The sequence below is a fragment of the Roseibium suaedae genome (genome assembly GCF_900142725.1).
GTDB lineage: Bacteria > Pseudomonadota > Alphaproteobacteria > Rhizobiales > Stappiaceae > Roseibium > Roseibium suaedae.
Map to the genome: position 1 here is coordinate 1273954 of NZ_FRBW01000001.1, position 22688 is coordinate 1296641.

At 61.2% G+C, this 22688-nt stretch carries 21 protein-coding genes and 1 riboswitch; of the genes, 12 read left to right on the forward strand and 9 right to left on the reverse strand.

The features are described 5' to 3' along the window. Window positions 1-96: 96 nt before the first annotated feature. From BUA94_RS05755 to BUA94_RS05775, 5 genes are all read left to right on the forward strand, one after another. Complete coding sequence (locus BUA94_RS05755; RefSeq protein WP_073011036.1) at window positions 97-1983, forward strand: ABC transporter ATP-binding protein; 1887 nt, start codon at window positions 97-99, stop codon at window positions 1981-1983. After that, window positions 1980-3878, forward strand: a complete 1899-nt coding sequence (locus tag BUA94_RS05760) for an ABC transporter substrate-binding protein (RefSeq protein ID WP_073009932.1) — start codon at window positions 1980-1982, stop codon at window positions 3876-3878. Before BUA94_RS05755 ends, BUA94_RS05760 begins: the two co-directional genes overlap by 4 nt. Before the next feature lie 105 nt (window positions 3879-3983). After that, window positions 3984-5009 carry an ABC transporter permease gene (locus BUA94_RS05765; RefSeq protein WP_073009934.1) on the forward strand — a complete coding sequence of 342 codons (1026 nt, stop codon included), beginning with the start codon at window positions 3984-3986 and terminating at the stop codon, window positions 5007-5009. Beyond that, window positions 5006-6178 (forward strand): ABC transporter permease, encoded by a 1173-nt coding sequence (locus BUA94_RS05770; protein ID WP_073009937.1) that lies wholly within the window; start codon window positions 5006-5008, stop codon window positions 6176-6178. Before BUA94_RS05765 ends, BUA94_RS05770 begins: the two co-directional genes overlap by 4 nt. A gap of 69 nt (window positions 6179-6247) precedes the next feature. Next, a complete protein-coding gene (locus BUA94_RS05775) occupies window positions 6248-6844 on the forward strand; it encodes a class I SAM-dependent methyltransferase (protein WP_073009938.1) in 597 nt (198 codons plus the stop codon). Between the two features lie 111 nt (window positions 6845-6955). On the opposite strand, the gene BUA94_RS05780 is transcribed toward BUA94_RS05775, so the two are convergent. Both BUA94_RS05780 and BUA94_RS05785 read right to left on the reverse strand, forming a co-directional pair. After that, window positions 6956-7402 carry a methyltransferase family protein gene (locus BUA94_RS05780; protein WP_073009939.1) on the reverse strand — a complete coding sequence of 149 codons (447 nt, stop codon included), beginning with the start codon at window positions 7400-7402 and terminating at the stop codon, window positions 6956-6958. Window positions 7403-7420: 18 nt separating this feature from the next. Continuing rightward, window positions 7421-7726 (reverse strand): DUF3088 domain-containing protein, encoded by a 306-nt coding sequence (locus tag BUA94_RS05785; protein WP_073009941.1) that lies wholly within the window; start codon window positions 7724-7726, stop codon window positions 7421-7423. Window positions 7727-7947: 221 nt separating this feature from the next. Between BUA94_RS05785 and BUA94_RS05790 the strand changes: the two genes are divergently transcribed. After that, window positions 7948-8505 carry a hypothetical protein gene (locus tag BUA94_RS05790; RefSeq protein ID WP_073009943.1) on the forward strand — a complete coding sequence of 186 codons (558 nt, stop codon included), beginning with the start codon at window positions 7948-7950 and terminating at the stop codon, window positions 8503-8505. A gap of 55 nt (window positions 8506-8560) precedes the next feature. Here BUA94_RS05790 and ybaK read toward each other — a convergent pair whose 3' ends face one another. Further along, a complete protein-coding gene (gene ybaK, locus BUA94_RS05795; RefSeq protein ID WP_073009945.1) occupies window positions 8561-9034 on the reverse strand; it encodes a Cys-tRNA(Pro) deacylase in 474 nt (157 codons plus the stop codon). A 271-nt stretch (window positions 9035-9305) separates the two neighbouring features. Next, a riboswitch (yybP-ykoY riboswitch) is annotated at window positions 9306-9470 on the forward strand. A gap of 2 nt (window positions 9471-9472) precedes the next feature. On the opposite strand from ybaK, the gene BUA94_RS05800 reads away from it, so the two are divergent. Further along, window positions 9473-10033: a manganese efflux pump MntP gene (locus tag BUA94_RS05800; protein WP_073009947.1), complete on the forward strand. Its 561-nt coding sequence runs from the start codon at window positions 9473-9475 to the stop codon at window positions 10031-10033. A 62-nt stretch (window positions 10034-10095) separates the two neighbouring features. Here BUA94_RS05800 and BUA94_RS05805 read toward each other — a convergent pair whose 3' ends face one another. Next, a complete protein-coding gene (locus BUA94_RS05805) occupies window positions 10096-11001 on the reverse strand; it encodes a LysR substrate-binding domain-containing protein (RefSeq protein ID WP_073009949.1) in 906 nt (301 codons plus the stop codon). A gap of 74 nt (window positions 11002-11075) precedes the next feature. Here BUA94_RS05805 and BUA94_RS05810 point away from each other — a divergent pair, with 74 nt between their 5' ends. After that, the gene (locus tag BUA94_RS05810) at window positions 11076-11549 is read left to right on the forward strand and encodes a DMT family transporter (RefSeq protein ID WP_073009951.1); all 474 of its coding nucleotides are present in this window, start codon (window positions 11076-11078) and stop codon (window positions 11547-11549) included. Between the two features lie 21 nt (window positions 11550-11570). Here the strand turns inward: BUA94_RS05810 and BUA94_RS05815 are convergent, their stop codons facing one another. The 5 genes from BUA94_RS05815 to BUA94_RS05835 are packed head-to-tail and all read right to left on the reverse strand — an operon-like array spanning window position 11571 to window position 17158. Beyond that, window positions 11571-12335 (reverse strand): polysaccharide deacetylase family protein, encoded by a 765-nt coding sequence (locus BUA94_RS05815; protein WP_073009953.1) that lies wholly within the window; start codon window positions 12333-12335, stop codon window positions 11571-11573. Continuing rightward, the gene (locus BUA94_RS05820) at window positions 12332-13486 is read right to left on the reverse strand and encodes a glycosyltransferase family protein (RefSeq protein ID WP_073009955.1); all 1155 of its coding nucleotides are present in this window, start codon (window positions 13484-13486) and stop codon (window positions 12332-12334) included. Before BUA94_RS05820 ends, BUA94_RS05815 begins: the two co-directional genes overlap by 4 nt. A 10-nt stretch (window positions 13487-13496) precedes the next feature. Beyond that, window positions 13497-14648 carry a glycosyltransferase family 4 protein gene (locus BUA94_RS05825; RefSeq protein WP_073009958.1) on the reverse strand — a complete coding sequence of 384 codons (1152 nt, stop codon included), beginning with the start codon at window positions 14646-14648 and terminating at the stop codon, window positions 13497-13499. A gap of 20 nt (window positions 14649-14668) precedes the next feature. Beyond that, window positions 14669-15889 (reverse strand): glycosyltransferase family 4 protein, encoded by a 1221-nt coding sequence (locus BUA94_RS05830; protein WP_073009961.1) that lies wholly within the window; start codon window positions 15887-15889, stop codon window positions 14669-14671. Window positions 15890-15937: 48 nt separating this feature from the next. Beyond that, entirely contained in the window at window positions 15938-17158 is a 1221-nt protein-coding gene (locus BUA94_RS05835) for a glycosyltransferase family protein (protein ID WP_073009964.1), read from the reverse strand. 193 nt (window positions 17159-17351) lie between these two features. Between BUA94_RS05835 and BUA94_RS05840 the strand changes: the two genes are divergently transcribed. From BUA94_RS05840 to BUA94_RS05855, 4 genes are all read left to right on the forward strand, one after another. Continuing rightward, window positions 17352-19946 (forward strand): ABC transporter ATP-binding protein/permease, encoded by a 2595-nt coding sequence (locus tag BUA94_RS05840; RefSeq protein WP_073009967.1) that lies wholly within the window; start codon window positions 17352-17354, stop codon window positions 19944-19946. A gap of 86 nt (window positions 19947-20032) precedes the next feature. Further along, on the forward strand, window positions 20033-20488 hold the full coding sequence (locus BUA94_RS05845; protein WP_073009970.1) for a Crp/Fnr family transcriptional regulator: 456 nt from the start codon (window positions 20033-20035) through the stop codon (window positions 20486-20488). A 12-nt stretch (window positions 20489-20500) separates the two neighbouring features. Next, window positions 20501-21325, forward strand: a complete 825-nt coding sequence (locus tag BUA94_RS05850) for an MBL fold metallo-hydrolase (RefSeq protein ID WP_073009973.1) — start codon at window positions 20501-20503, stop codon at window positions 21323-21325. A 279-nt stretch (window positions 21326-21604) separates the two neighbouring features. Further along, window positions 21605-22372 (forward strand): SDR family NAD(P)-dependent oxidoreductase, encoded by a 768-nt coding sequence (locus BUA94_RS05855; protein ID WP_073009976.1) that lies wholly within the window; start codon window positions 21605-21607, stop codon window positions 22370-22372. Window positions 22373-22688: the final 316 nt, after the last annotated feature.

A 22688-nucleotide genomic window follows, 5' to 3' on the forward strand; every position in this document is an offset into this window, starting at 1 on the left:
CATTGCTAAGTTGCTGGTAATTGTGGTTGTCTTTCGACCCGGCGCTGTCCTTTAGTGTCAGCAGGAACACGCTTTACCGGGCGGGAGGAAGTGGCAGTGGATGTTTTGACGATCGATGGCCTGACTGTCGATTTTCATACGGCTGAGGGGCGTACCCGTGCAGTGGACAATGTGTCCTTCACGGTTCCCCAGAACCGGACCGTGGCACTCGTGGGAGAGTCCGGTTCCGGCAAGACCGTCATTTCCCAGACCATCATGGGACTTCTGCCGCCTGCTGCCAAAATTGCCAGTGGCCGCGTGCTGCTCGCCGACCCGAGTGGCAGCTCCGAGCCGGTCGATATTGCGGCCCTTGAGCGCAAGGGGCCGGTCATGCGCAGCCTGCGCGGCAACCGGGTGGCAATCATTTTCCAGGAACCGATGACGTCGCTGTCGCCGCTCCACACCATTGGTGACCAGATTGGCGAAGCCGCCATGCTGCACCGGAACGTCACCCGGCCGGAAGCGCGGGAACTGACCCGCAGCATGCTGCAGCTTGTGCATTTTCCGGATCCGGACCGGGCTCTGGATGCCTATCCCTTCGAATTGTCCGGCGGTCTGCGCCAGCGTGCGATGATCGCCATGGCGATGATCTGCAACCCGGCCCTGTTGATCGCGGATGAGCCGACGACGGCTCTGGACGTGACAATTCAGGCGGAAATCCTGAAACTCATCAAGGATGTTCAGGCCGAGCTGAAGATGTCGGTCCTGATGATCACCCATGACTTCGGCGTGGTCGCCAACATGGCCGATGAAGTCGTGGTGATCTATCACGGCAAGATCATGGAAAAGGGCACGGCTCAGCAGCTCTTCTCCAATCCGCAGCACGCCTATCTCAAGGCCCTGCTCAATGCGGTGCCGAGCTTCAACATGGACAAGGCAGACCGGCTGGTCCCGATCCGGCCGATTGTGGTCAATGCAGCCGATCTAAAGAGCAACCGGGTGGAATGCACCGTCCCGCCGGGCGAACCGCTGGTGGAAGTGCGCAACGCGCGCAAGTGCTTCTCCCTGCGCAAGAGCGGTCTTCTGTCGCCAAAGCCGACGGTTCTGAAGGCGCTGGATGGCGTCAATCTCACCATCCGACGGGGCGAATGCCTGGGTCTGGTGGGAGAATCCGGGTCGGGCAAGACCACGGTTGCCAACGCGGTCCTGCGGGCGCTGGATCTCAATGGTGGTCAGGTTCTTTATAACCGCGGCAAGGGGCTTCAGGACATTTCCAAACTGTCTGGCGATGACCTCATGGACTATCGCCGCCGCGTGCAGCTGATCTTCCAGGACCCGTTCTCCTCGCTGAACCCGCGCATGACCGTGAACGACATCCTGACCGAGCCGCTGCAGATCCACGGGATCGGCACGCCGGCGGAACAGGCCGAACGCGCCCGGTCGCTGATGAGCCTCGTGGGGCTCGATGCGCGCTATCTGCGCCGTTATCCCCATTCCTTCTCCGGCGGTCAGCGTCAGCGTATCGGCATCGCCCGGGCGCTGGCTCTCAATCCGGAATTCATCCTCTGCGATGAGCCGACCTCCGCACTCGACGTGTCGGTTCAGGCGCAGATCCTCAATCTGCTGCAGGATCTCAAGCGGGATCTCAATCTCACCTACCTGTTCGTCAGCCATAACCTGGCGGTGGTCGATTATATCGCCGACCGGATCGCCGTGATGTGCCGTGGACGGGTGGTCGAGGTTGGGGAGACCCGCGAAGTGGTCAGCAACCCGCTGCACCCCTACACCAAGGCGCTGCTGGCCGCGGTTCCCGAACCGGACCTCAATGCGCCGCTCGATTTTTCCGCTCTTGGAGCCCAGCGGGCTTCTGATCCGGCCAGCTGGCCGGAGCCCTACCGTCTGACTGATCAGATGGAGCCGGTGCTTGTTGAACAAGAAAAAGATCATTTTGTCTGTGCGCCGGGGCTTGCTTCTTCCGGTGCCGCGAGGGGGACTGCAGCATGAAGTTTTGGAAGGGAATTGGCGCATCCGCGCTGGTTTTCACTGCCTTGTCGTCTTGGCCGGCGCTTGCGCTGGACCTGAAGGAAACGCCGGGAATTGACAGCAGTCTGCCGCCTGTTAGCGAGCGCGTGCCGGCAGAACCCCTGATCGTGGACATGGCGGCGCGTGGCCGGACCACGGGCACGCCAGGCGGCACACTCGACACCCTGATCGGCCGGGCCAAGGATGTCCGCCTGATCAATGTCTGGGGCTATGCCCGTCTCGTCGGCTACAACGAGAAGCTGGAACTGGTTCCCGATATCCTCGAGGCCTTCGAGGTCGAGGAAGGCCGCATCTTCACACTGCACACCCGCAAGGGCCACAAGTGGTCCGATGGCCAGCCCTTCGGCGCTGAGGATCTTCGCTATTATTTCGAAGATGTGGCGATGAACGAGGAGCTGAACCCGGCCGGACTGCCGCCGTTCCTGATGGTTGACGGCAAGGGTCCCAAGTTCGAGATGCTGGATGAGACCACCGTCCGCTACACCTGGGACAAGCCGAACCCGCTGTTCCTGCCGGAGCTGGCCAAGTCCAGCCCGCCGTTCATCTACCGGCCTGCCCATTATCTCAAGCAGTTCCACGCCAAATTCGGCAAGCCCGAGTTCATCGAGGAAAAGGCCGGGGCAATGAAGGCGCGCGGCTGGGCGCCGCTGCACAACAAGCTGGACGACATGTACAACGCGCAGAACCCGGATCTGCCATCGCTTCAGCCCTGGGTGCGCATGGAGGGGGAAAGTGACCGCCGCTTTGTGCTCAACCGCAATCCCTATTATCACCGGGTCGACAGCACCGGACAGCAGCTGCCCTATATCGACAAGGTCATCATGACCGTTGCCGATGGCAAGCTGATTGCCGCCAAGACCCAGGCCGGCGAGAGCGACCTACAGGCCCGTAACCTGTCCTTCTCCGACATCACTGTCCTGAAGCAGGGCGAGGCCCAGAGCGGCTACACCACGGCTCTGTGGACCAACACCAAGGGCTCGGAGATTTCCATTCTTCCGAACCTGACGGTGAAGGATCCGGTCTGGCGTGAATTGCTCCGGGACAAGCGTTTCCGCCATGCGCTTTCCCTCGGCATCGACCGGGACATGATCAACCGCACCCTGTTCTTCGGGTTGGGCAAGTCCGGCAATGACACGGTGCTGGACATCAGCCCGCTCTACAAGGCCGGCTACCGGACCGAATGGGCCCAGTATGATCCGGAGCAGGCCAACGCGCTGCTGGACGAGATCGGACTGACCGAACGCCGCGGCGATGGTGTGCGCATGATGAAGGACGGCCGTCCGCTGGAAATCATCGTGGAAACCTTCGGTGAGCACCAGTCCCATGACGATGCCCTGGAGCTCGTGGCCGAGACCTGGAAGGAAATCGGCGTCAAGCTGTTCATCAAGCCGAGCCAGCGCGACATCGTGCGCGACCGGGCAGTGACTGGCGATCTGGTCATGTCGGTCTGGTCCGGTTTCGAAAACGGCATCCCGACGTCGGAAATGCCGCCGAGCGACTTTGCGCCGACCAGCGGTGACTTCCTGTCCTGGCATTCCTGGGGTGACTATTACGAAACGCAAGGTGCCGGCGGTGAAAAGCCCGACTGGGCCCCGGCGGTTCGTCTGATGGACCTCTACCAGTCCTGGCTGGGATCGGCGACGGCAGAAGAACGCGGCAAGATCTGGGAGGAGATGCTGCAGATCCATGCGGATGAAACCATCCACATCGGCCTGGTGTCGGAAGTGCCGCAACCGGTTGTCATAAACGGCGTGCAGAATGTGCCGCTGACGGCGATCTACGGCTGGGATCCGGGAGCTCAGTTCGGTATTCACCGCATGGACGAGTTCTTCCTTGACGAGAAGCACCGCCGTTAAGCCCGGGAAAGTTCTTGCGCGTCCGGGCCTGCCCGGGCGCGCCTCATTTTGATAGATTATAAAAACAGTCCCTCAGAACAAACAAAGAGGGAGAGGGGAAATTTGATGATCTACTACATTTTGCGCCGGATCCTTGCGATGGTCCCGACGCTGCTCATCATCAGCTTCCTGACGTTCTTCATCATTGAACTGCCGGCTGGCGATTATATTTCCAACCAGATCTCGGCCCTGAAATCGACCGGTGAATCCGCGTCCATCGCAAAGCTGGAGTTCCTGCGCAAGGAATTCGCTCTGGACCGGCCGTTTTTCGAACGTTACCTGATCTGGGTGGGGCTCTGGTCCGGCCCGCATGGGTTCGATGGTTTGCTGCAGGGTAACTGGGGCTGGTCGTTCGAGTTCGACAAGCCGGTGGAAACGGTGATCGGGCCGACGCTGCCCCTGACGGTGATCCTGAACTTCACCACCATTCTCTTCGTCTACATCGTCTCGTTCCCGATCGGCATCTATTCGGCAACCAGGCAGTATTCCTGGGGGGATTATGGCTTCACCTTCCTGGGCTATCTGGGCCTTGCCGTGCCGAACTTCCTGCTCGGCCTGATCCTGCTCTATCTCTTTAACCGCTGGTTCGGCCTGTCGGTTGGCGGGTTGATGGCGCCCGAATACATCGATCAGGGCTGGAGCATGGGCAAGGTCTTGTCGGTGCTGGCGCATCTGATCGTGCCGACCATCGTGATCGGCACCGCCGGTACGGCTGCCATGATCCGTCGTCTGCGCGCCAATCTTCTGGACGAATTGCACAAGCAATATGTCACCACGGCCCGCGCCAAGGGCCTTTCGGAAAAGAAGCTGCTGGCCAAGTATCCCTTGCGCATGGCGCTCAACCCCTTCATTGCCGACATCGGCAACCTGATCCCGTCGCTGGTCTCCGGTTCCGTCATCGTGTCGGTGGTTCTGAACCTGCCGACGGTCGGGCCGGTGCTTTTGTCCGCGCTGCAGAGCCAGGACCAGTATCTGGCAGGCTTCATTCTTCTTTTCGTTGCTGTTTTGACCCTGATCGGAATGCTGGTGTCCGACCTGCTGCTGGCGGTGCTTGATCCGCGAATCCGGCTTGGCGGGAGGGCTGCGTCATGACCGGGACAAAGGAAACCACGGCCGTGAGCACCCATTACGTTCATCCAGAACCGTTCAATCCGACTGTTGCGGAGGATCTGACACCGGAGCAGGAGCGCTTCTATCAGGCCTCGCAATGGCAGATCATGTGGTGGAAGTTCCGCCGCCACAAGCTGGCCGTCTGGTCTGGCGTCATTCTGCTGCTGTTCTATCTCTGCGTTCCCTTTGCAGAGCAGATCGCGCCCTATACGCCCAACACCCGCGACAGCCAGCATCTCTATGCCCCGCCGCAGGCCGTTCACCTGTTCCATGACGGCAAGCTCGTCGGCCCCTTCGTCTATGGCATGAAGTCCGACCTCGACATGGTCAATCTGAAGTGGGTCTTCAGCGACGACACGACCAAGGTGCAGAAGCTGCGGTTCTTCTGTTCCGGCGATACCTACGAGTTCTGGGGCCTGTTCAAGGCCAATTTCCACCTTGTCTGTCCGGCGGAGGACGGCACCCTGTTCCTGCTCGGCACGGACCGTCTGGGCCGTGACCAGTTCTCCGGTCTTGTCTATGGCGCGCGCCTGTCGCTCACCGTCGGTCTGGTCGGCGTGACGATCGCCATTGTTCTCGGCCTGTTTTTCGGTGGCATTGCCGGGTATTTCGGCGGATTGGCCGACAACCTGATCCAGCGCCTGATCGAGATCATGCGCTCCCTGCCGGAACTGCCGCTCTGGATGGCGCTGTCCGCAGCCCTTCCGGTCACCTGGAGCCCGGTGTGGATCTATTTTGGCCTGACGGTCATTCTGGGCCTGCTCGACTGGCCGGGTCTCGCCCGCGCCGTCCGCTCCAAGCTCCTGTCCCTGCGTGAAGAAGAATATGCCAAGGCGGCGCTGCTGATGGGGGCAAAGCCCAAGCGGGTGATCACCCGGCATCTGCTGCCGGGCTTCACCAGTCACATCATCGCCTCTGCGACCCTGTCCATCCCCTCGATGATCCTGGGGGAGACGGCCCTGTCGTTCCTGAATCTCGGCCTGCGCCGTCCCTCCGTGTCCTGGGGCGTGCTTTTGAATGAAGCGCAGAACATTTCCGTGGTGACGGTCTATCCCTGGCTCATGGCCCCGGTTATCCCGATCATCATTGTGGTTCTGGCCTTCAATTTCCTGGGCGATGGTTTGCGCGACGCGGCAGATCCCTATAAGTGATCCTCAACACCTGAAAAGAAGAGACCCGCCGCCGCAAGGCGCGATGCGGGCGCATTGTCTGGAGAATTCATGTCCAAGAACGCCACCACCGCAGAAGGCTGGAACGAGGAATACGAAGCCGGCCGCTGGGCCTTTCTGCGTTCGCTGCCCGAAAGCGGCCGCTATGGCATCATCGGCATGTGGTTGAACCTCACCGGTTGCATGGAAGAGGTTCTGGATATCGGCTGTGGTGAAGGCCTGCTTTACGAGCGCCTGCAGCCGATGGGCATCAAGCGCTATGTCGGCATGGACCTGGCACCGTCCGCGCTGGAAATCGCCAATGTCGACCCGTCCATCGCCTCGCTGCGGGCTGGCGACATGCACACGTTCGAGCCGAAGGACGGCGAAAGCTTCTCCGCCATCGTCTTCAACGAAGTACTGCATTTCGCTGAAGACCCGGCTGCCCTCGTCGCCCGCTATGTGCCGTTCCTGAAGAAGGACGGCGTCATTGCCCTGTCCATGTATTCTCCCAAGCGTCCGGAAAGCGGTGCCAACAAGCTGATCGCCAAGCTGTGGGAAGCCACCGACGACGCAGCGAAGTGGGAAGTTCTCGACGACTACCGCCTTGGCTCCGACAAGAAGGGCGTCACCTGGCGCATGCGCCTGGTCAAGCCGGTCACGGCTTGACCCAAACAGGCAGGCCCAAGCCGGTCACGGCTTGACTAAATCAGGCAGGCTCAAGCCGGTTACGGCTTGAGCTGAGAGAGCCGGGGCAGCTTTCTAGAGTTGCCCCGCACCTCAAATCCAGCGGCGAACGCTCGCCTTGTAGAGCGTGTAGGTGTCGCCGAAGATCTGCTCAAGGGCCGCTTCTTCCGGTTTGATCTGCAATTCGGTGAGAACCGCAATAAACAGCGGCACGATCAGGAGACCGGTCAGGCTCCCGGTCCAGAGTGTGACGGCTGCAAGCAGCAAGGCCATTCCCAGATACATCGGGTTTCGGGTGAGGCGGTAAAAGCCTCTCGTCACCAGCACGGAGGCGCGTTCCGGCTTCAGGGGTGTGATTGTCGTCTTTCGCAGGACGAAGGCTGCAACCGAGTGAAGCTCCAGAACGAGGCCTGCGATCAGGCACACCAGCGCTGCAATCCGTTGACCGGGTAACTGAAGAGTTGCAAAGGGCAGCCAGAGACCTCCGGCATAAATCGCACCGGCCCCTGCGAGGGCAATGAGAGGCGGCGGGATCTTCATGCTGCTCTCCTCTTCGGCTCACGGGTGCGGCAGGGGAAAGCCGTGCCGCTCACTCAGGGCGCTGAGGATCGCGTCCTTGTCATTGATGAACCCGCCTTCCTCCAGAACCAGTACCGGAAGTGACTGGTTCTCCTCTCCCAGCAGCTCCACGATTTCCAGCCGCGGCCGCGGCCAGGCGATCCGCCGGACATCGATCCGCGCCGCCAGCTCCGGAAACGAGGCCAGCACTCCCTCCATCAAGGCACAGTGCCAGCAATAGAAGGTCTCACCGGGGAAGGCCGGATCGGTAAAGCCCGGCTGGAGTAGGTAAAGCGTGTCGGTCACTGGGGAAACTCGAGGTCAGGAGTAGGAAACGGACTGCCAGATCCTACCTCGCCAGTTCCTGCTGGGAAAGAACTCGTGTGAGACAGCGACTGTTGGCGGGAATGGATGGTGCAGCCTGCCCGTTGCCAAATTGATCAGGGATGGCGTCACAAGGGAACTGCTTGCAGCGTCCTTCGAACAAGCCCGGTGACTGGGGCCGGTTCTGAGAGAGGCAGCCTGCTATGACTTTGGTGAATGTGTTGAAAGAACGCTCGGTGTGGACTTATGACGTCATGGCTGCATCGTCAAACATGGGGGAGATGATCCGCGAGGATGCCATTACCAGCGTCAATCTGGCTTTCATACAGCAACAGTCTAATGACAACGGTTTCGGACTTGGCACCACCAGTTTGCAGGGCGCCAAGCTGGAATCTGAATTCGGCGGCGACTGGATCTGGAATTACGCTGGATACACGATGTTGGTCCAGGCGAAGAAACTGGATGCCATCAAGGGGCAGGATTTCTACTCCTACAAGATCGACATCGATCAGTTGAGGTTGGCCATCACCTCCTGCTCTACCGGTTATTTCTCTGAGGAAAAGGCCGGAGCGTACTATGTTTTCTACAATAGCTTTCTTGAAGGCGAGAAAGAGAACATAGGTTGTCTTATGCTCAAGGCTGAGGTTTTGTGGAAAATTATTTGCGGCAGCCAGCAACAGGAACAGAAATCGGCCCAGGTCTCTCCGAAGCAGATCGAGACGGCCGGTGCTGAACCTTGGTGGAAGATATTCTCGACGTGAAACACTCGTGGATCCCGGGCCAGCTTCGTCCAGGATCAGTCTGCGGGTATCTCCCTCACCGCACCAGGTCGGCAACCTGACAGTTCAGGACCTTGATCAGGTCTTCCGGATCAAGGCGGATCTGGAGGCCGCGCTGGCCGCCGTTGAGGTAGATTTCGTCGTAGAGCGTTGCCAGTTCGTCGAGGGCAGTGGGCACGCCCTTGCGCTGGCCGAGCGGGCTGATGCCGCCGACCTTGTAGCCGGTCAGCCGCTCCGCATTCACCGGCTTCATCATCTGCGCCGACTTGCCACCGAGGGCTGCCGCCAGCTTCTTCATGTTCACCTCTTCGTCGGAGGGAACGATCGCGCAGACCGGCTTGCCATCCAGCTCTGCCATCAACGTCTTGAACACCTCAGCCGGGGGCACGCCAATGGCTTCGGCGGCCTGCAGGCCAACCCGTTCAGCGCCCGGGTCATAATCATAGGTCACGAGCGTGAAGGCGATGCCGGCCTTGGTGAGAACCTGCGTGGCGGGAGTGGTCTTGGACATGGCGCGGGCTGAGCAAAGAGGTTGGGGCAGGAGAGGCGGTCAGAGCTGGCCAGACACAGATGCCAAGCGTGAAGGCTATGGTCCGGTCTAGCGCGCCTGCCGAGATTAGAAAAACATGGGCAGAAAGAAAACCCTACCATGTGGGCAGGTAGTGTGGGTCTGTGAGGCGGGGTTTAAAACGATCGGGATTTTGAACCCCTAAACCCCTGCTGCAAATGACATGCAATACTAAGTTATTATTTTAATTGACTTTCTTCTCCGCCGAACCTACTTCCCGGTCATCGGGGAGTAGCAGGCGCCAGCGATGGCGGAGGCACGTCAACATACTCGCGGGGATGTCCGCGTGGCGTGTCTGGCTCTTGGGCTTTGCAAGACCGTGGCGGTGGGATTCTGCGGGCGGAATCCGTCCATCGCCCGGCTCAGCCCACAGGACTTCCCATGTCTCCGATTTCAATCGGCGTTCTCGCTATTTCCATGTCCATCGATGCCTTCATCGCGTCTGTCGGCAAGGGCGCTGCCATGCGCCGGCCCAGCCTGAGCCATGCGCTCAGAACCGGTGCCATTTTCGGCGTGGTCGAGGCTATCACTCCATTGGTCGGCTGGGCCGCAGGCGTTGCTGCCAGCCGTTATGTGGCGGCTGTTGATCACTGGATTGCCTTCTGCCTTCTTGCCGCAGTCGGCGTACGGATGGTGCTGGAGGCTTGGACGCGCGAGGAGGAACAAGACGCTGCGCCGCTTTCCCTCTGGACCACTGTGGTCACGGCAGTCGGAACCTCTCTCGACGCCATGGCTGTGGGGGTCTCCCTTGCCTTCCTGCACGTGAATATTTTCCTTATCGCGTTTGCGATTGGGGCTGCCACCATGGTGATGAGTTCCACCGGCATGCTTGCCGGACGCTTCCTTGGCCAACGCTTCGGCCGCATCGCTGAAACCTTCGGAGGCTGCGCCCTGTGCGGTCTGGGAGCCTGGATCCTCTTCGAGCATCTGACCGCTGCATAGCCCCGTTGGCCCCGCCTTTCCGCGCTGAAAAGGCAGGTGGCTTCGGAATTTCCACCTCACGCTCAACCGGCTGCGATCTCTCTGATTTCGCTTAGCAGCCATCGGAGGGCGGGGTCTGCACGCCGGCGCCGGTGGAGGATGGCGGAAAAGGATATGACCGGCAAAGGCAGGGGTGGGAGGACGGTCAGCAATCGGCCGCCTGCAGGTTTCAGACTGCGCCGGGCTGCGGTGAGGATGAGGTCTGTGCCTTCGACCAGGCTGGGCGCAACGCTCCAGTGGGGCAGGACCAGAGCGATCCGTCTGGTCTTCCGGCTTGCACGGAGATGCATGTCGATCTCTGTGGCCGCTTCCCCATGGACGGCGACCAGAATATGGGGCGCGTCGAAATAGAGCGCCTCGGTCAAGCCGTCAAAGGGCTGCGGCTGGCAGGCCGGATCCAGAAGACAGGCGTAGCTGTCCTCGAACAGGGTTTCGGCTTCCACCTGGGCAGGCAGGCTGGGGAAGACCCCCAGGGCCAGATCGATGTCACCATCGGTCACGGCGGCCACCATGGCCTCCCGGCTGGCCTGGGTCACCACAAGGTCGATACCGGGGGCTTTCTGCCGCAGCCGCTGCATCATTCCGGGCAGAAGGAGAGAGGTGCCGAAGTCGGAGGCCGCAATCCGGAACAGGTGCCGGGAGGCCGGGTCGAAGGCCGCAGGGGTGAGGACCGTCCGGATCTGACTGAGGGCTTCGCTCAAGGGGAGTGTCAGCTCCAGCGTGCGAAGCGTCGGCATCAGGCGGCCGCCTTCCCGGGTGAAGAGCGGATCATCCAGAAGCCGCCGCAACCGGGCGAGCGCATGGCTGACGGCCGGCTGGCTCATGTTCAGCCGCTCTGCCGCGCGGGAGAGGTGTTGCTCGGCAATCAGGGCATCCAGAACGACAAGCAGGTTCAGGTCGATGGCTCTCAGATTATTCGTCTGGTGCATGTTTCTGGCTTTGGAATGAATTTCAAATGCATGAAATTCAAGGGTAGCAGGGGCGCAGCCAGAAAGGAAACACCATGTATTATTCTCTGCTTCTGCCAATCGCCGCCGTTCTTGCCGGGGCTGTCGTGCCCTTTCAGGGCGGCGCCAATGCGGCGCTTGGACGTGCGCTTGGCCATCCGCTCTGGGCGACGATGATGTCGCTTGGCGTCAGTGCGCTCTGCCTCATTCCCGCGCTTGTGCTTTTGAAAGTGCCGATGCCGGTCTTCAGCACCCTGTCCGCTCAGCCCAAGTGGATCTGGATCGGGGGCGTTGCCGGGGTAATCTACATCACCGCAGCCATTCTGCTGGTTCCGCGGCTGGGGGCTGCCGGGTTCATGACCGCTGTTATCGCCGGTCAGATCCTGGCTTCGGTGGCCATCGACACGTTTGGCGGTGTCGGGCTTCCCGCACGTCCGATGGAGAGTGTCCGTCTCGTCGGCGTCCTGCTCGTCACCCTTGGTGCGATCGCCGTGCAGTGGCCAGCGCTTTTCCGCGCGTCCGGCTCATGACGGGTATCAGAAGCCGGCCGATCAGTCCGCGCTGAACAGATCCGCCACCCTGGGCCAGTCGGCGCCGGGGTGGTGGGCTGCGATCTTCAGGAATTCCTCAAGGAACTGATAGCAGCCTTCATCATGGGCGAGATGATGGGAGAGAATGCCGAGCGGTTCGGACGGATTGGTCCGGCGGCGGCAGAGCTGCAGATCGAGGCGCAGACGGGCAGAGTTCCAGCCGATGAAGCGCCGGTCCTTCTTCCACTTGATGATGTCCACGTGGGACTGCACCTGATGGACCCGCGGAAAATTCAGGAAGGTGAAGGTGGAGAGGCCCGGCAGGCCGATCTTGGGCAGAGCGCGGGAGACTTCCGGGGCGATCCGGTTCCAGGGCGGTACCACGGCAGTCACGAAGCGCGGGCCGAACAGTTGCTCCAGCCTCGCCTTGCCCTCCGCCAGCTGGCCGATCAGCTCTTCCACATCCCGGCGGGTGCCGAGCTCTGCTGCCTTCTCGCCCAGATCCTTGCGCTGAAAGTTCTTGTGCTGCCAGCCGTGCTGCAGGACGACCGCATGCGGCTCACCCTGAAGACGGTCGGCCAAGGCCTCCGTCGCGTCTTTCGGGATCACCGCCAGCGCCACGTCGACGTCATGAGCATTGGCTATTGCCAGCAGCCGGTCCAGATCGGCGGTCGGCTCGATCGCATCATCATCGCGCCACCAGAAGCGGACCTTGCGGCCCCGCTCGGCAAACCAGTCGAGATGTGCGGTCAGTTCCTCTTGGAAACGGTCGAATTCGGCAGTCATACAGCTCTGGCTTTCAGGTCTTCCAGCAGGATGCGGGCGCTTTCCTCAGCCCCGCCCAGTCGGACATGGGTCTCCTTGCGCGGCAGGGCAAGGGCATCGTCCACGGCGGCAGCCAGACGCTCCGGCGTCAGGTTCTGTTCCGGGGTCATGACGGCCCGGCCATGAGTTGCGAGCGCTTCTGCCCGCTGGGTCTGCTCGGTTTCCTTCACCTGCGCGAAGGGAACGAAGACGGCGGCCACCCCTGCGATCAGGATGTCGAGCACCGTGTTGTACCCTGCCTGGGAGACCGAGAGACGCGCGCGCTGGAGAAGACCCGGGAAATCCCGCCGTGCCCGCTCCACGATGACGCCCTTCGATGCGCGGGCGCAATAGGCGGCAAAATCCGCCTCCGGAATGTCGTGCCCAACAAGCAGGCGCCAGGTGGTGTCGCCAGCTCTTCGGGACAGAGGTCGGGCGTCCAGGGCTGCCTCCAGCAGGTTTTTCGCAACGGCGCCGCCGCCGCAGGACACGATCACCTCATCCTCGCCGTCGCCTTCCGGCGGCACCGGGCGCGGCCCGCCGCCGACAAAACCGGTGTAGCGCACCAGATGCTCGACCCTTTCGGCAAAGGGGAAGCTGTCGGAGAGACGGACGAATTCGGGATCGGAATGAACGAGGATCCGATCGTAATGGGCAAGGGCCTGATCGGCCATCCATTCCTCTTTCCAGAGCTCCTGCTTGCGCACCAGAATGTCCCGGATGGAGGTCGCAATCATCGGCTTTCTGGAGGAAGAACGGGTAAGCTTCAAAAGCTCGGACAACTCGAACTCGAACTGACGGCGGCCGAAGGGATAGGTTTCGGTCAAAAGCAGGTCATAGGGGCGGGCGGAAAAGGCCTTGAGCGTTTCCGTCACGCGGGCCTTCTGCCAGGCGTCGTCAATCGGGGTTCCATCCGGTGTTACCAGCCGGTTGAAGACAGCATCCGGGCTTTTGACCGGCGGCAGCTGGACAACTTCAAGACCGGATGTATCGAGGGTCGGCGGCAGCAGGTTGCCGGTCGCCAGGGTCACATGCACGCCTCTGGCCGCCAGAGCCTTGCCGATGGCCGCCGTGCGCACGGCATGTCCCGTCCCCAGAAGGTGCTGGACGTGAAGAAAGGCGGAAAGGGTCATAGGGCAGGGATCATAGAGACTGGCCGGAAGATTGGTGCGGACGGCGCAGGGCGGTGCTGCGCTGCCAGCGGTTGTCGAGCGCCGTTTCAAGAAAGGCATTCAGCCGTGCCGCGCCCATCTCCAGCGTGTGCCGGAAGTGGATATGGCGGGTTGCTTCCTCGCCCAGCAGTTTGATGCGGTCCGGATCGGGGATCAGGGTGCGCAGATGGACCGCGAAGGCCTCCGCATCGCCTTCCGGTGCCAGCAGGCCGGTCTTGCCGTCGAGCACGATGTCCGGCACGCCGAAGGTGCTGCCTGCAACAACGCCGAGGCCGGAGGCTTGCGCTTCCAGAAACACAAAGCCGAAGGCCTCCCGGATGGCGGGCCAGACGAAAAGGTCATGGGCGGCATAATGCTGGGGCATATGTTCCGGCGCCATTGCGCCAAGGAAGCTGGTGCGCTCGGGCGGGAAAAGGCTTTCCACATAGGCCCGGTTCGGGCCGTCGCCGATCACGGTCAGGGACCAGTCCAGATCCATGCAGCGGGACAGAGCATCCGCCAGAACTTCATAGGAACGGGTCTTGTCGCCGTCACGCATCATGCCGACGGCCAGCAGGCGAGGGGACTTGCCATGCCTGATCGCGAGATCTGCAGCGGTTTCAAAAGGCAGGGTGTCGAGGAACGGCGGCACGATCTGCAGCCGCTCGCGCTGGAGAACCGCGCCGAGACATTCCGCATCCGCGCGATGCAGGGCGCCCACCACATCGGCCCGCGCAAGCGCCTCGTCGGCAGCGGCGAAACCGGCGGCCCAGGGGCCCGTCTTTCGTTTCGGGGCCCGGCTTGCCTCGATGACCGCATAGGGAATGGCGAACCGGTCGGCCAGGGCCGGGCCGATCCAGTCGGGAGCCTTGTGGTAGAGGTGATAGGTCAGGAACAGGTCCGGCCGGTAGCCTTCGGCCTCCCACACCCGGGTGATCCTGTCCGCCTCGGCCAGGGCTTCCATTTCCCGGGTCAGGATGGCCTTGTCGCCGCCGTCCTTCATCCAGGCGCGGAACGTGCTGGCCACGCGCACTTCATGTCCGCCGAGTTCAAGCGCATGAACGATCAAGCGGCCCATGGTCCGGTCTCCGGAGGGAACCGGATCGTCCAGCGGCTTCATCGGCGCGGTGAATGCGATCTTCAAGGCGGTGTCCCGCTTTCTGCCTAGAGAACCTTGCGGAACTTGTCCGCGAGCCGGTCGAGCCCAGGCGCGCTGGCAAAGGTGGAGCGCACATGAGCGGAGGCGGCACGGCCCAGCCTATCACGGGTTTGCGGCTGTGCAATCAGGTCGGCCAGCGCCTTTGACAGGGCTTCGGCATCCGCCGGGGGCACAAGGACGCCGGTTTCCCCGTTGCGGATCAGCTCGGGGATCGCGGACACGCTGGTGGAAAGGCAGCACAGCCCCATGGACTGGGCTTCCATCAGCACGTTCGGCAGTCCGTCCCGGTCGCCGGACTTGGCAAGCTTTGAAGGCAGGACGAAGAGGTCGGATTCCGAGCAGGACTTGATGACTTCCTCGCGCGGCTGGGCGCCGCGCCAGGTGATCCGGTTCGACAGTCCGTGGCGATCCGCGAGAGCCTTCAGCTCATCAGACAGCTCGCCGCCACCGATGTGGGTGAAGTGCCAGTTGAGCGAAGACGGCAGCAGGGTCAGGGCCTTCAGAAGGTCGTCATAGCCCTTCTTCTCGACAGCACGGCCAACGGAGACGATGCGCACGGGCTCACCTGTTCCGTCCCGTTCCGCAGCCTCAGCCTTGGGTTCCGGGAAACCGGTGAAATCCAGACCGTGATAGACCAGCTCGACCTTCTCCGGGTTCGCTGACAGTCCCTTGAGGTGATCCACATTGACGCCGGTGCAGGTCACGCCCCAGGCAGCGTCATCCAGCTTGGTGCGAAGATCCCATTCCGCGCTGGTCCAGATGTCCTTGGCGTGGGCGGAGAAAGACCAGCCCTTGCCGGACAGATGCGCCGCATAGCGGGCAACCGAGCAGGGAGTGTGCAGATAGTGGGTGTGGATCCAAGTCACGTCTTCCGGCAACTCATGGGCAAAGACGCAGCCCTGCGCCCAGCGCCGCTGGCGCCCGGCGTTGTGCTCCTGGGCATAGTCGGCATCGAACAAGGCCTTGGAGGTGGCATAGGTCGGCTGCTGCTCTGCCCAGCGCTTGGCCCTGGCGACACGGGCCGGATCGTCCTTCACATATTCCGGCAGGTACAGGACCTCGGCCGAAATCTGCCGGTGCAACTCATGGATGAAGGGATCATACGGCTTGCGCAGGGCAACGATCAGGATCGGGATGCCGCGCCGCTCAAGGCCGAGGATTTCCTGGGCAATGAAGGTTTCCGAAAGGCGCGGATAGCCTTTCACCACGACGGCGATGCGGGACATGACGGTCTCTTTTAAAATGGGCTTCGGGCCGCCTGGGGGCAGGCAGCCTCAATAATTGACGAGTTGAGGTGTCCGGCGCGCGGCGCGCACTTCCTCGAAGATCTCTCCAACGCGCGTGCCGATGACTTCCAGTCCGCCGAGCAGGTTGTCCACCCCGGCGTTGGACGGGCGCGGCACCTTCGGCAGGCTGGCGAGCGCATCGGCCATCAGGTCCGGATCCGGATAGGCGTCGATCGGCAGAACCTTGAGGAGGCCGCTGGCTTCCGCCCGGTTGGCACGGATCGCCTGTTCGCGCCGGGGAATGATCCGCGGCACCATCAGCGTCGGCTTGTTGAACGACAGGATCTCGCAGAAGGTGTTGTAGCCGCCCATGCCGACGATGGCCGTGGCATTGGCGAGATAGGGCTCGATCTGCGGCGTGAAGCGGATGATCTCCACGTCCCGCAGATGCTCTGCGCGCTGAACGAACTGGGCCACCGCGGCGGCCGGCATGAAGGGGCCGAGGATGATCAGGGCCGGGTAGAGCGGGTTCTTGCGGGCCTCATAGGCGCGCATCACCCAGTCAACCATCTCGACACCATCGCCGCCGCCGCCCGGCGTCACGAGGATATAGGGCTCCTCGCCAAAGGGGGCAGGCTTGGGCAGGCTCTCCATGCCTTCCGGCAGGGACCGGCGCAGATAGCCGGTGTAGAGCATCTTGTCTTCGACGCCGGACGGAAGGTTGATCCCCTCGACCGGATTGCAGATGCCGTCCGGGCCATAGACCCAGATCTCATCATAGAGATTTTCCAGCGCCGGATAGACGTTCTTGCGTTCCCACTCCTGGCGCAGAATTTCCGGATCGTCCATCACGTCGCGCAGCCCGAGGACAAGGCGCGTGTCCGTGTCCTTCAGCGCTTCCAGCGTCGGCAGGACTTCGCCGCGAAGGCCCAGAGGCTCCTTGTCGACGATGAAGATGTCCGGATTGAAGACTTTGGCGGTGTGCTCGATGATCGACGAGCGGATCGCCAGCGTGTGATCGATGTTCAGATGCAGCGACAGGGGCGTATATTCGCCGTCGCGCAGCTTGATGACACCGGGAATACGGACGAAATCCACGCGGGAGCGGAACTCGAAACTGCCGATGATCGGGGAGCCCGACAGAATCAGGACGGACAGGTCGTCAAAGGTTCCGACCAGGGAATGGGCAATTGCCCGGCAGCGCCTGAGATGTCCCAGCCCGAAGGAATCGTGGCTGTAGATCAGGATCTTCGGTGAATTGGACCGCATGCTACCCCATTTTATGCGCCTGGCCGGCCATTGCTGCGCCCGCTGTTTGCGGGGTTTTCGTCGGTTCCCAAAAGAAGCGCAACCCGTTATGTAACGGGAATGCAAACATTTCTGGTTCTTGTCCAGAGCCTGAGTAATATACCATCACATCGTTTATTGCACGACGTTGCGTTCAATCAATTTGGATCCGGTTATGGAAAAGAGCCTGTTTCGCTTCATTTGGAAGTTCAGTGCCCGCCAGCAGGTGTATATCCTCCTCATAACTGTCTTGTCCTATCCCGTCAGCTATGTGCTGCTGGAACTGCCCAAGCTTATCGTCAATGACGCCGTGCAAGGTGACGGTTTTCCGCGGGAAATCGGCGGTTTCGAGTTCGATCAGGTCTCCTATCTGTTCCTGCTCTGCATGACCTTTCTGGGTCTTGTGGTGCTGTCGAACGGCCTGAAACTCTACATCAACGTCTATAAGGGCCGTCTTGGCGAGCGCATGCTGCGCCGCCTGCGCTTCGAGCTTTTTCAACGGGTTCTCCGGTTCCGGCTGCCGCATTTCCGCAAGGTGAGCTCCGGCGAAATCATTCCGATGATCACGTCCGAAGTCGAAGACGTCGGCGGCTTCATCGGCGAGGCCTTCGCCCTTCCGGCCTATCAGGGCGGCATGCTGATCGTGCAGCTCGGCTTCATCTTCATGCAGGATCCGCTGCTGGGGCTGGCCGCAATCTCGTCCTATCCGATCCAGGGCTATGTGATTCCCAAGCTGCAGAAGAAGGTGATCCTTCTGTCCCGCCAGCGGGTGAAGAACGTTCGCCTGATCGCCGACAAGGTCGGCGAGAGCATTTCCGGGGTGCCGGAAATCCATGCCAATGATGCCTCCGCCTGGCATTCCGCCGACATTTCCGACCGGCTCTACCAGAATTTCAAGATCCGCTACGAGATCTTCAATCGGAAGTATTTCATCAAGTTCCTGAATAACTTCATGAACCAGCTGACCCCGTTCTTCTTCTACCTGATCGGGGGCTATCTGGTGATCGAGGGGAATCTCAGCATCGGTGCCCTGCTGGCGGTGATTGCCGCCTACAAGGATCTGGCTGGCCCCTGGAAGGAACTGCTGGCCTATTACCAGCTCGTGGCAGATGTGGATGTGAAGTACCAGACCGTGGTCGAGAATTTCGATCCGGCGGATATCTATCCGGTCGAGCGCCTGATTTCCGATGAAAAGGTCGAGCTGCAGGGCGATCTGGTTCTGAGCAACGTGACCTTCTCGGGCGGGGCCGCAGGGCAGGAAGTCTACGACATCTCCATGACCGTGCCGGAAGGAACCGACTGCATTGTCGTCGGTCCGGATGGATCAGGCCGCTCGGAAGTGCTGCAGCTTGCGGCCGGTCTCGTCAGTCCGTCTTCCGGCCGGGTGGATATCGGCGGCCAGAACCTTGAAAACCTGACGGCCTCGACCCTTGGCCGCGAGATTGCCTATGTGGGCGGCGCGGTCCATATCTGGTCCGGCACGATCCGCGAGAACCTCTTTTATGGTTTGCGGCACCGTCCGCTGGTCACCGTCGAGCGCAAGGGCGAAAGCCTGCACGACTACAAGCGCCGTCTGCTCGAGGCCAAGGAAACCCGCAATCCCACCTATGACATCAGTGCGGTCTGGGATGATTTCGAGGCTGCCGGTGTGGCAAATGTCGAGGAGCTCGATACAAGGGCCCTGGACCTCTTGAAGTCTGTTGGCCTCGAGCCGGACGTCTACCGGCTCGGCCTGCAGTCCCGCCTGGATCCTGCCCTGAACGACAGGTTTGCCGAGCGCATCCTGGCTGTGCGTGCGGCGCTGGGCGAGCGGATCAAGGGCGATCCGAGGCTCGAAGGTCTTGTCGAACTCTGGGACAAGAACAAGTTCAACAGCAGTGCCAGCATCGCCGAGAATCTGTTCTTCGCTGTTCCCAATGATGCCTCTTTCACGCTGGATCAGGTGCCGGAACTGCCGGAAGTGCGCGCGTTCCTGTCAGAAACCGGGCTGGACGAGCGGTTGCAGGAAGCCGGGCTGAAGGTCGCCGAGACCATGCTCGAACTCTTTGCCAACGTCAGCGAGGACAGCGGGCTTCTCAATACCTATTCCTTCCTGACCCGCGAAGAACTGCCGGAATTTGACCGGATCCTGCGCATTTCCAAGTCTGCCGCCCAGAAGTCGACGCTGACGCAGGCCGACAAGGACCGGCTGATTTCCCTGGCTCTGAAGGTGGTTCCTGCCCGGCATCGTCTGGGCATCATGACCGATGAGGTTCAGGAGCGGATCATCGCCGCGCGCCACAATTTCCACGACAAGGTGGTGGCGGAAAGCGACCTGTTCCTGCCGATCGATCCGGATGTCTATCTGCCGCCGCTCTCCGTCGAGGACAATTTGCTGTTCGGCCGTCCGCGCGTTGACCGTCGTGATGCCCGCCAGCGGATTGATGCGGTGATCCGGGCGATGGTGGAGGAAAACCACCTGCGCGAGCCCATCGTCTACGCAGGCTTCGAATATCACGTCGGTGTTTCGGGCTCCCGCCTGTCCGCCGGTCAGCGCCGGCGTCTGGCGCTTGTGCGTGCCCTGTTGAAAAACGCCAAGGTCACCATTCTGGACGATATCGGTACCGGAATGAGTGACGAGGATGTGGCTCTGCGGGCCACATTGCGCGAAATCGTGAAGGGAAGGACGCTTCTGTTCGGGGCGCCGTCCCATGGGCCTTCCAGTGAGTTTTCAATGAAAATTACACTGGATCAGGGGCGTATCGTTCAAAGTGGAGATCAGGGTGCTTGAGGCGGACGTCACAAGGTGCTTTTCTGGGCTCAGGAATATTGAAAGCCGGTCGGCTGTTTTTGGCCGGTCCGGTCTAGGAGGTTGGTGTGTCTCTGGAAACTGAAGTCGAAGTCCTTCGGAAGGTGCCGCTGTTTCGTGGGATTGACGCCACCAAATTGAGACTGCTCGCGTTTATCAGCGACCGCATTGCCTTCAAGACCGGGGAGCGTCTGTGCTCGCAGGGCGAGGAAGGGGACAGCGCCTTCATCATCCTGGCCGGATCTGCATCGGTTCTGGTCAATACGCCGGACGGGGAACGGCCGGTGGCGCAGGTCAAGGAAAACGCCATCGTCGGTGAAATCGCCATTCTCTGTGATGTGCCTCGAACCGCTTCCATCGTCGCCACCACGGACATGGATGTCCTGACCGTTTCCAAGGATGATTTTCTGAAGCTTCTGAAAGAGTTTCCTGAAATGTCGCTTGAAGTCATGCGGACCCTGGCGCTCCGTCTCGAGCGTACCACCCGCGATCTGGCCGCTGCGCGGACCGGACCTGCGGCGTAAGGAGAAATAGATTTGGCTTCCGAATTTTCGCTTCGTTGCTGGGGCGCCAGAGGATCCACCCCGACACCGGGGGCCTCGACACTTCGCTACGGCGGCGAAACGACCTGTTTCGAACTGCGCGCAGGGGATGCTCTCATTCTGGTGGATTGCGGGTCCGGTGCGCGCAGCCTGGGCATGGACCTGTGCGGGCAGGGGCCGCGCAAGTTTGATCTGCTCTTCACCCATACCCATTTGGATCACATCTGCGGGCTGCCCTTCTTCAAACCGGCCTATGACAACCGGTTCGAGGTGACGGCCTGGGCCGGTCATTTCGAGGACGAGACATCCCTGGTCGATATCGTCAGCCGGATCATGTCGCCGCCGATTTTCCCCGTTGCGGCCAAGACACTAAAGGCGGTCGATTTCCGCACCTTCCAGGCGGGCGACATTCTTCCGCGCGAAGACGATCTGAAGATTTCCACGGTGCGCCTGAACCATCCGGGCGGTGCCTGCGGCTATCGCTTCGACTATCAGGGTAAATCGATTTGCATCATCACGGATCATGAGCACGGCATTCCAGAGATCGACGACACCGTCGAGACCTTCGTGGAAGGCGCGGATATCATGATCTATGACGCCATGTTCACCGACGATGAATACCCGACCTACAAGGGCTGGGGTCATTCCACCTGGCAGAAGGCGCTGGAGCTAGCGCGCAAAGCCAATGTACGCGTTCCGGTGATCTTCCATCACGACCCGCGCCGGTCCGATGATGCGCTCGACGAAATCGCCATCGCCGTCAATGACGCCCATCCCGGCGCGCTTGTCGCAAGCGAAGGCATGATCCTGCGTCCCTGACGCTGGTCTTGCCGGGAGCGGCGGCTTCTCCGGCTGCCTTTCCATCTTTCTTCCGATCTTTCCTGATTCCGGTTGCAGTGGTTCTCTCCCGCAATGAGATGCGTGGGGCTAGGCTTCCTTGCGCCTGACTTTTCCATGACTCGAACGCCTTTCAGATCTGTCGTTTCATTCAATCAATTGAAAAAAAACAATTTTTCAATTGACGTTGACGTCCAAGTCAAAAGACGGAATAGATGCCAGAGATATTCATGGCATAGAGCTCTGTCTGAGGAGGATGGAATGCAGGTAAAGGACTTTGGCGCAGCGGTTGTAACCGGAGGAGCATCGGGTCTGGGGGCGGCAACGGCCCGCATGCTGGCAGCCGAAGGGGTGAAGGTGGCCCTGTTTGACCGTGACCGGTCCAATGGCGAGGCTGTCGCTGCCGAGATCGGCGGACTTTTTGTCGAGGTCGATGTGACCAGCCAGGACAGTGTTCTTGCCGGCTTTGCCACCGCCCGCGCGGCCCATGGCCAGGAACGCATTCTCGTCAATTGCGCAGGCATTGCGCCCGTGGCCAAGACCACGTCGCGCGGTGAACCCCATCCGATGGACATGTTCGAGAAGGTGATCGCGGTCAATCTCGCCGGTTCCTTCCGCTGCATCACCCATGCAGCCACCGGCATGTCCGGGACGGATGCGCTGAACGGCGATGGCGCGCGCGGCGTGATCATCTCCACGGCGTCCGTTGCTGCCTTCGATGGCCAGATCGGGCAGGTCGCCTATGCGGCTTCCAAGGCCGGGATTGCAGGCATGACCCTGCCGGTCGCCCGTGACCTCTCCAAGTCGGGCATCCGCGTCTGCACCATCGCGCCAGGCATTTTCGAGACGCCGATGCTGCTTGGTCTTTCTCAGGAGGTGCAGGACAGTCTTGGTCAGCAGGTGCCGTTCCCCTCGCGCCTTGGCCGCGCCACCGAATACGCCCAGCTCGTCAAGGCGATCTGCGAAAACGAAATGCTCAACGGCGAGACCATCCGCCTCGACGGCGCCATCCGCATGGCGCCCCGGTAATTCGAAGTGCCGAGGTTGATGGCAAAGGGGGCTTTTTCCCTGTTCGTCATGGTCGGGCTTGACCCGACCATCTGCAAGCCATTGACTTGTTGAGGTCCTCGGCTCAAGGCCGAGGATGACGGTGGAGAGGTAGCAGCTTTGTCTGCAGTCTGGGCGCTCCGGGAAACCGGAGCGCTTTTCTTTTGTCCTCGACGGAGAGGGAGGTAAGCAACGCCGGCTGATCCGGTGGTCTGAACCTCTGCATGTTCGCCGCAAGAGCATTCCAACTCTGAGCTGAACAAAACTGTGCTAGCATCGCCTCCAGGAAAGTTGTTTG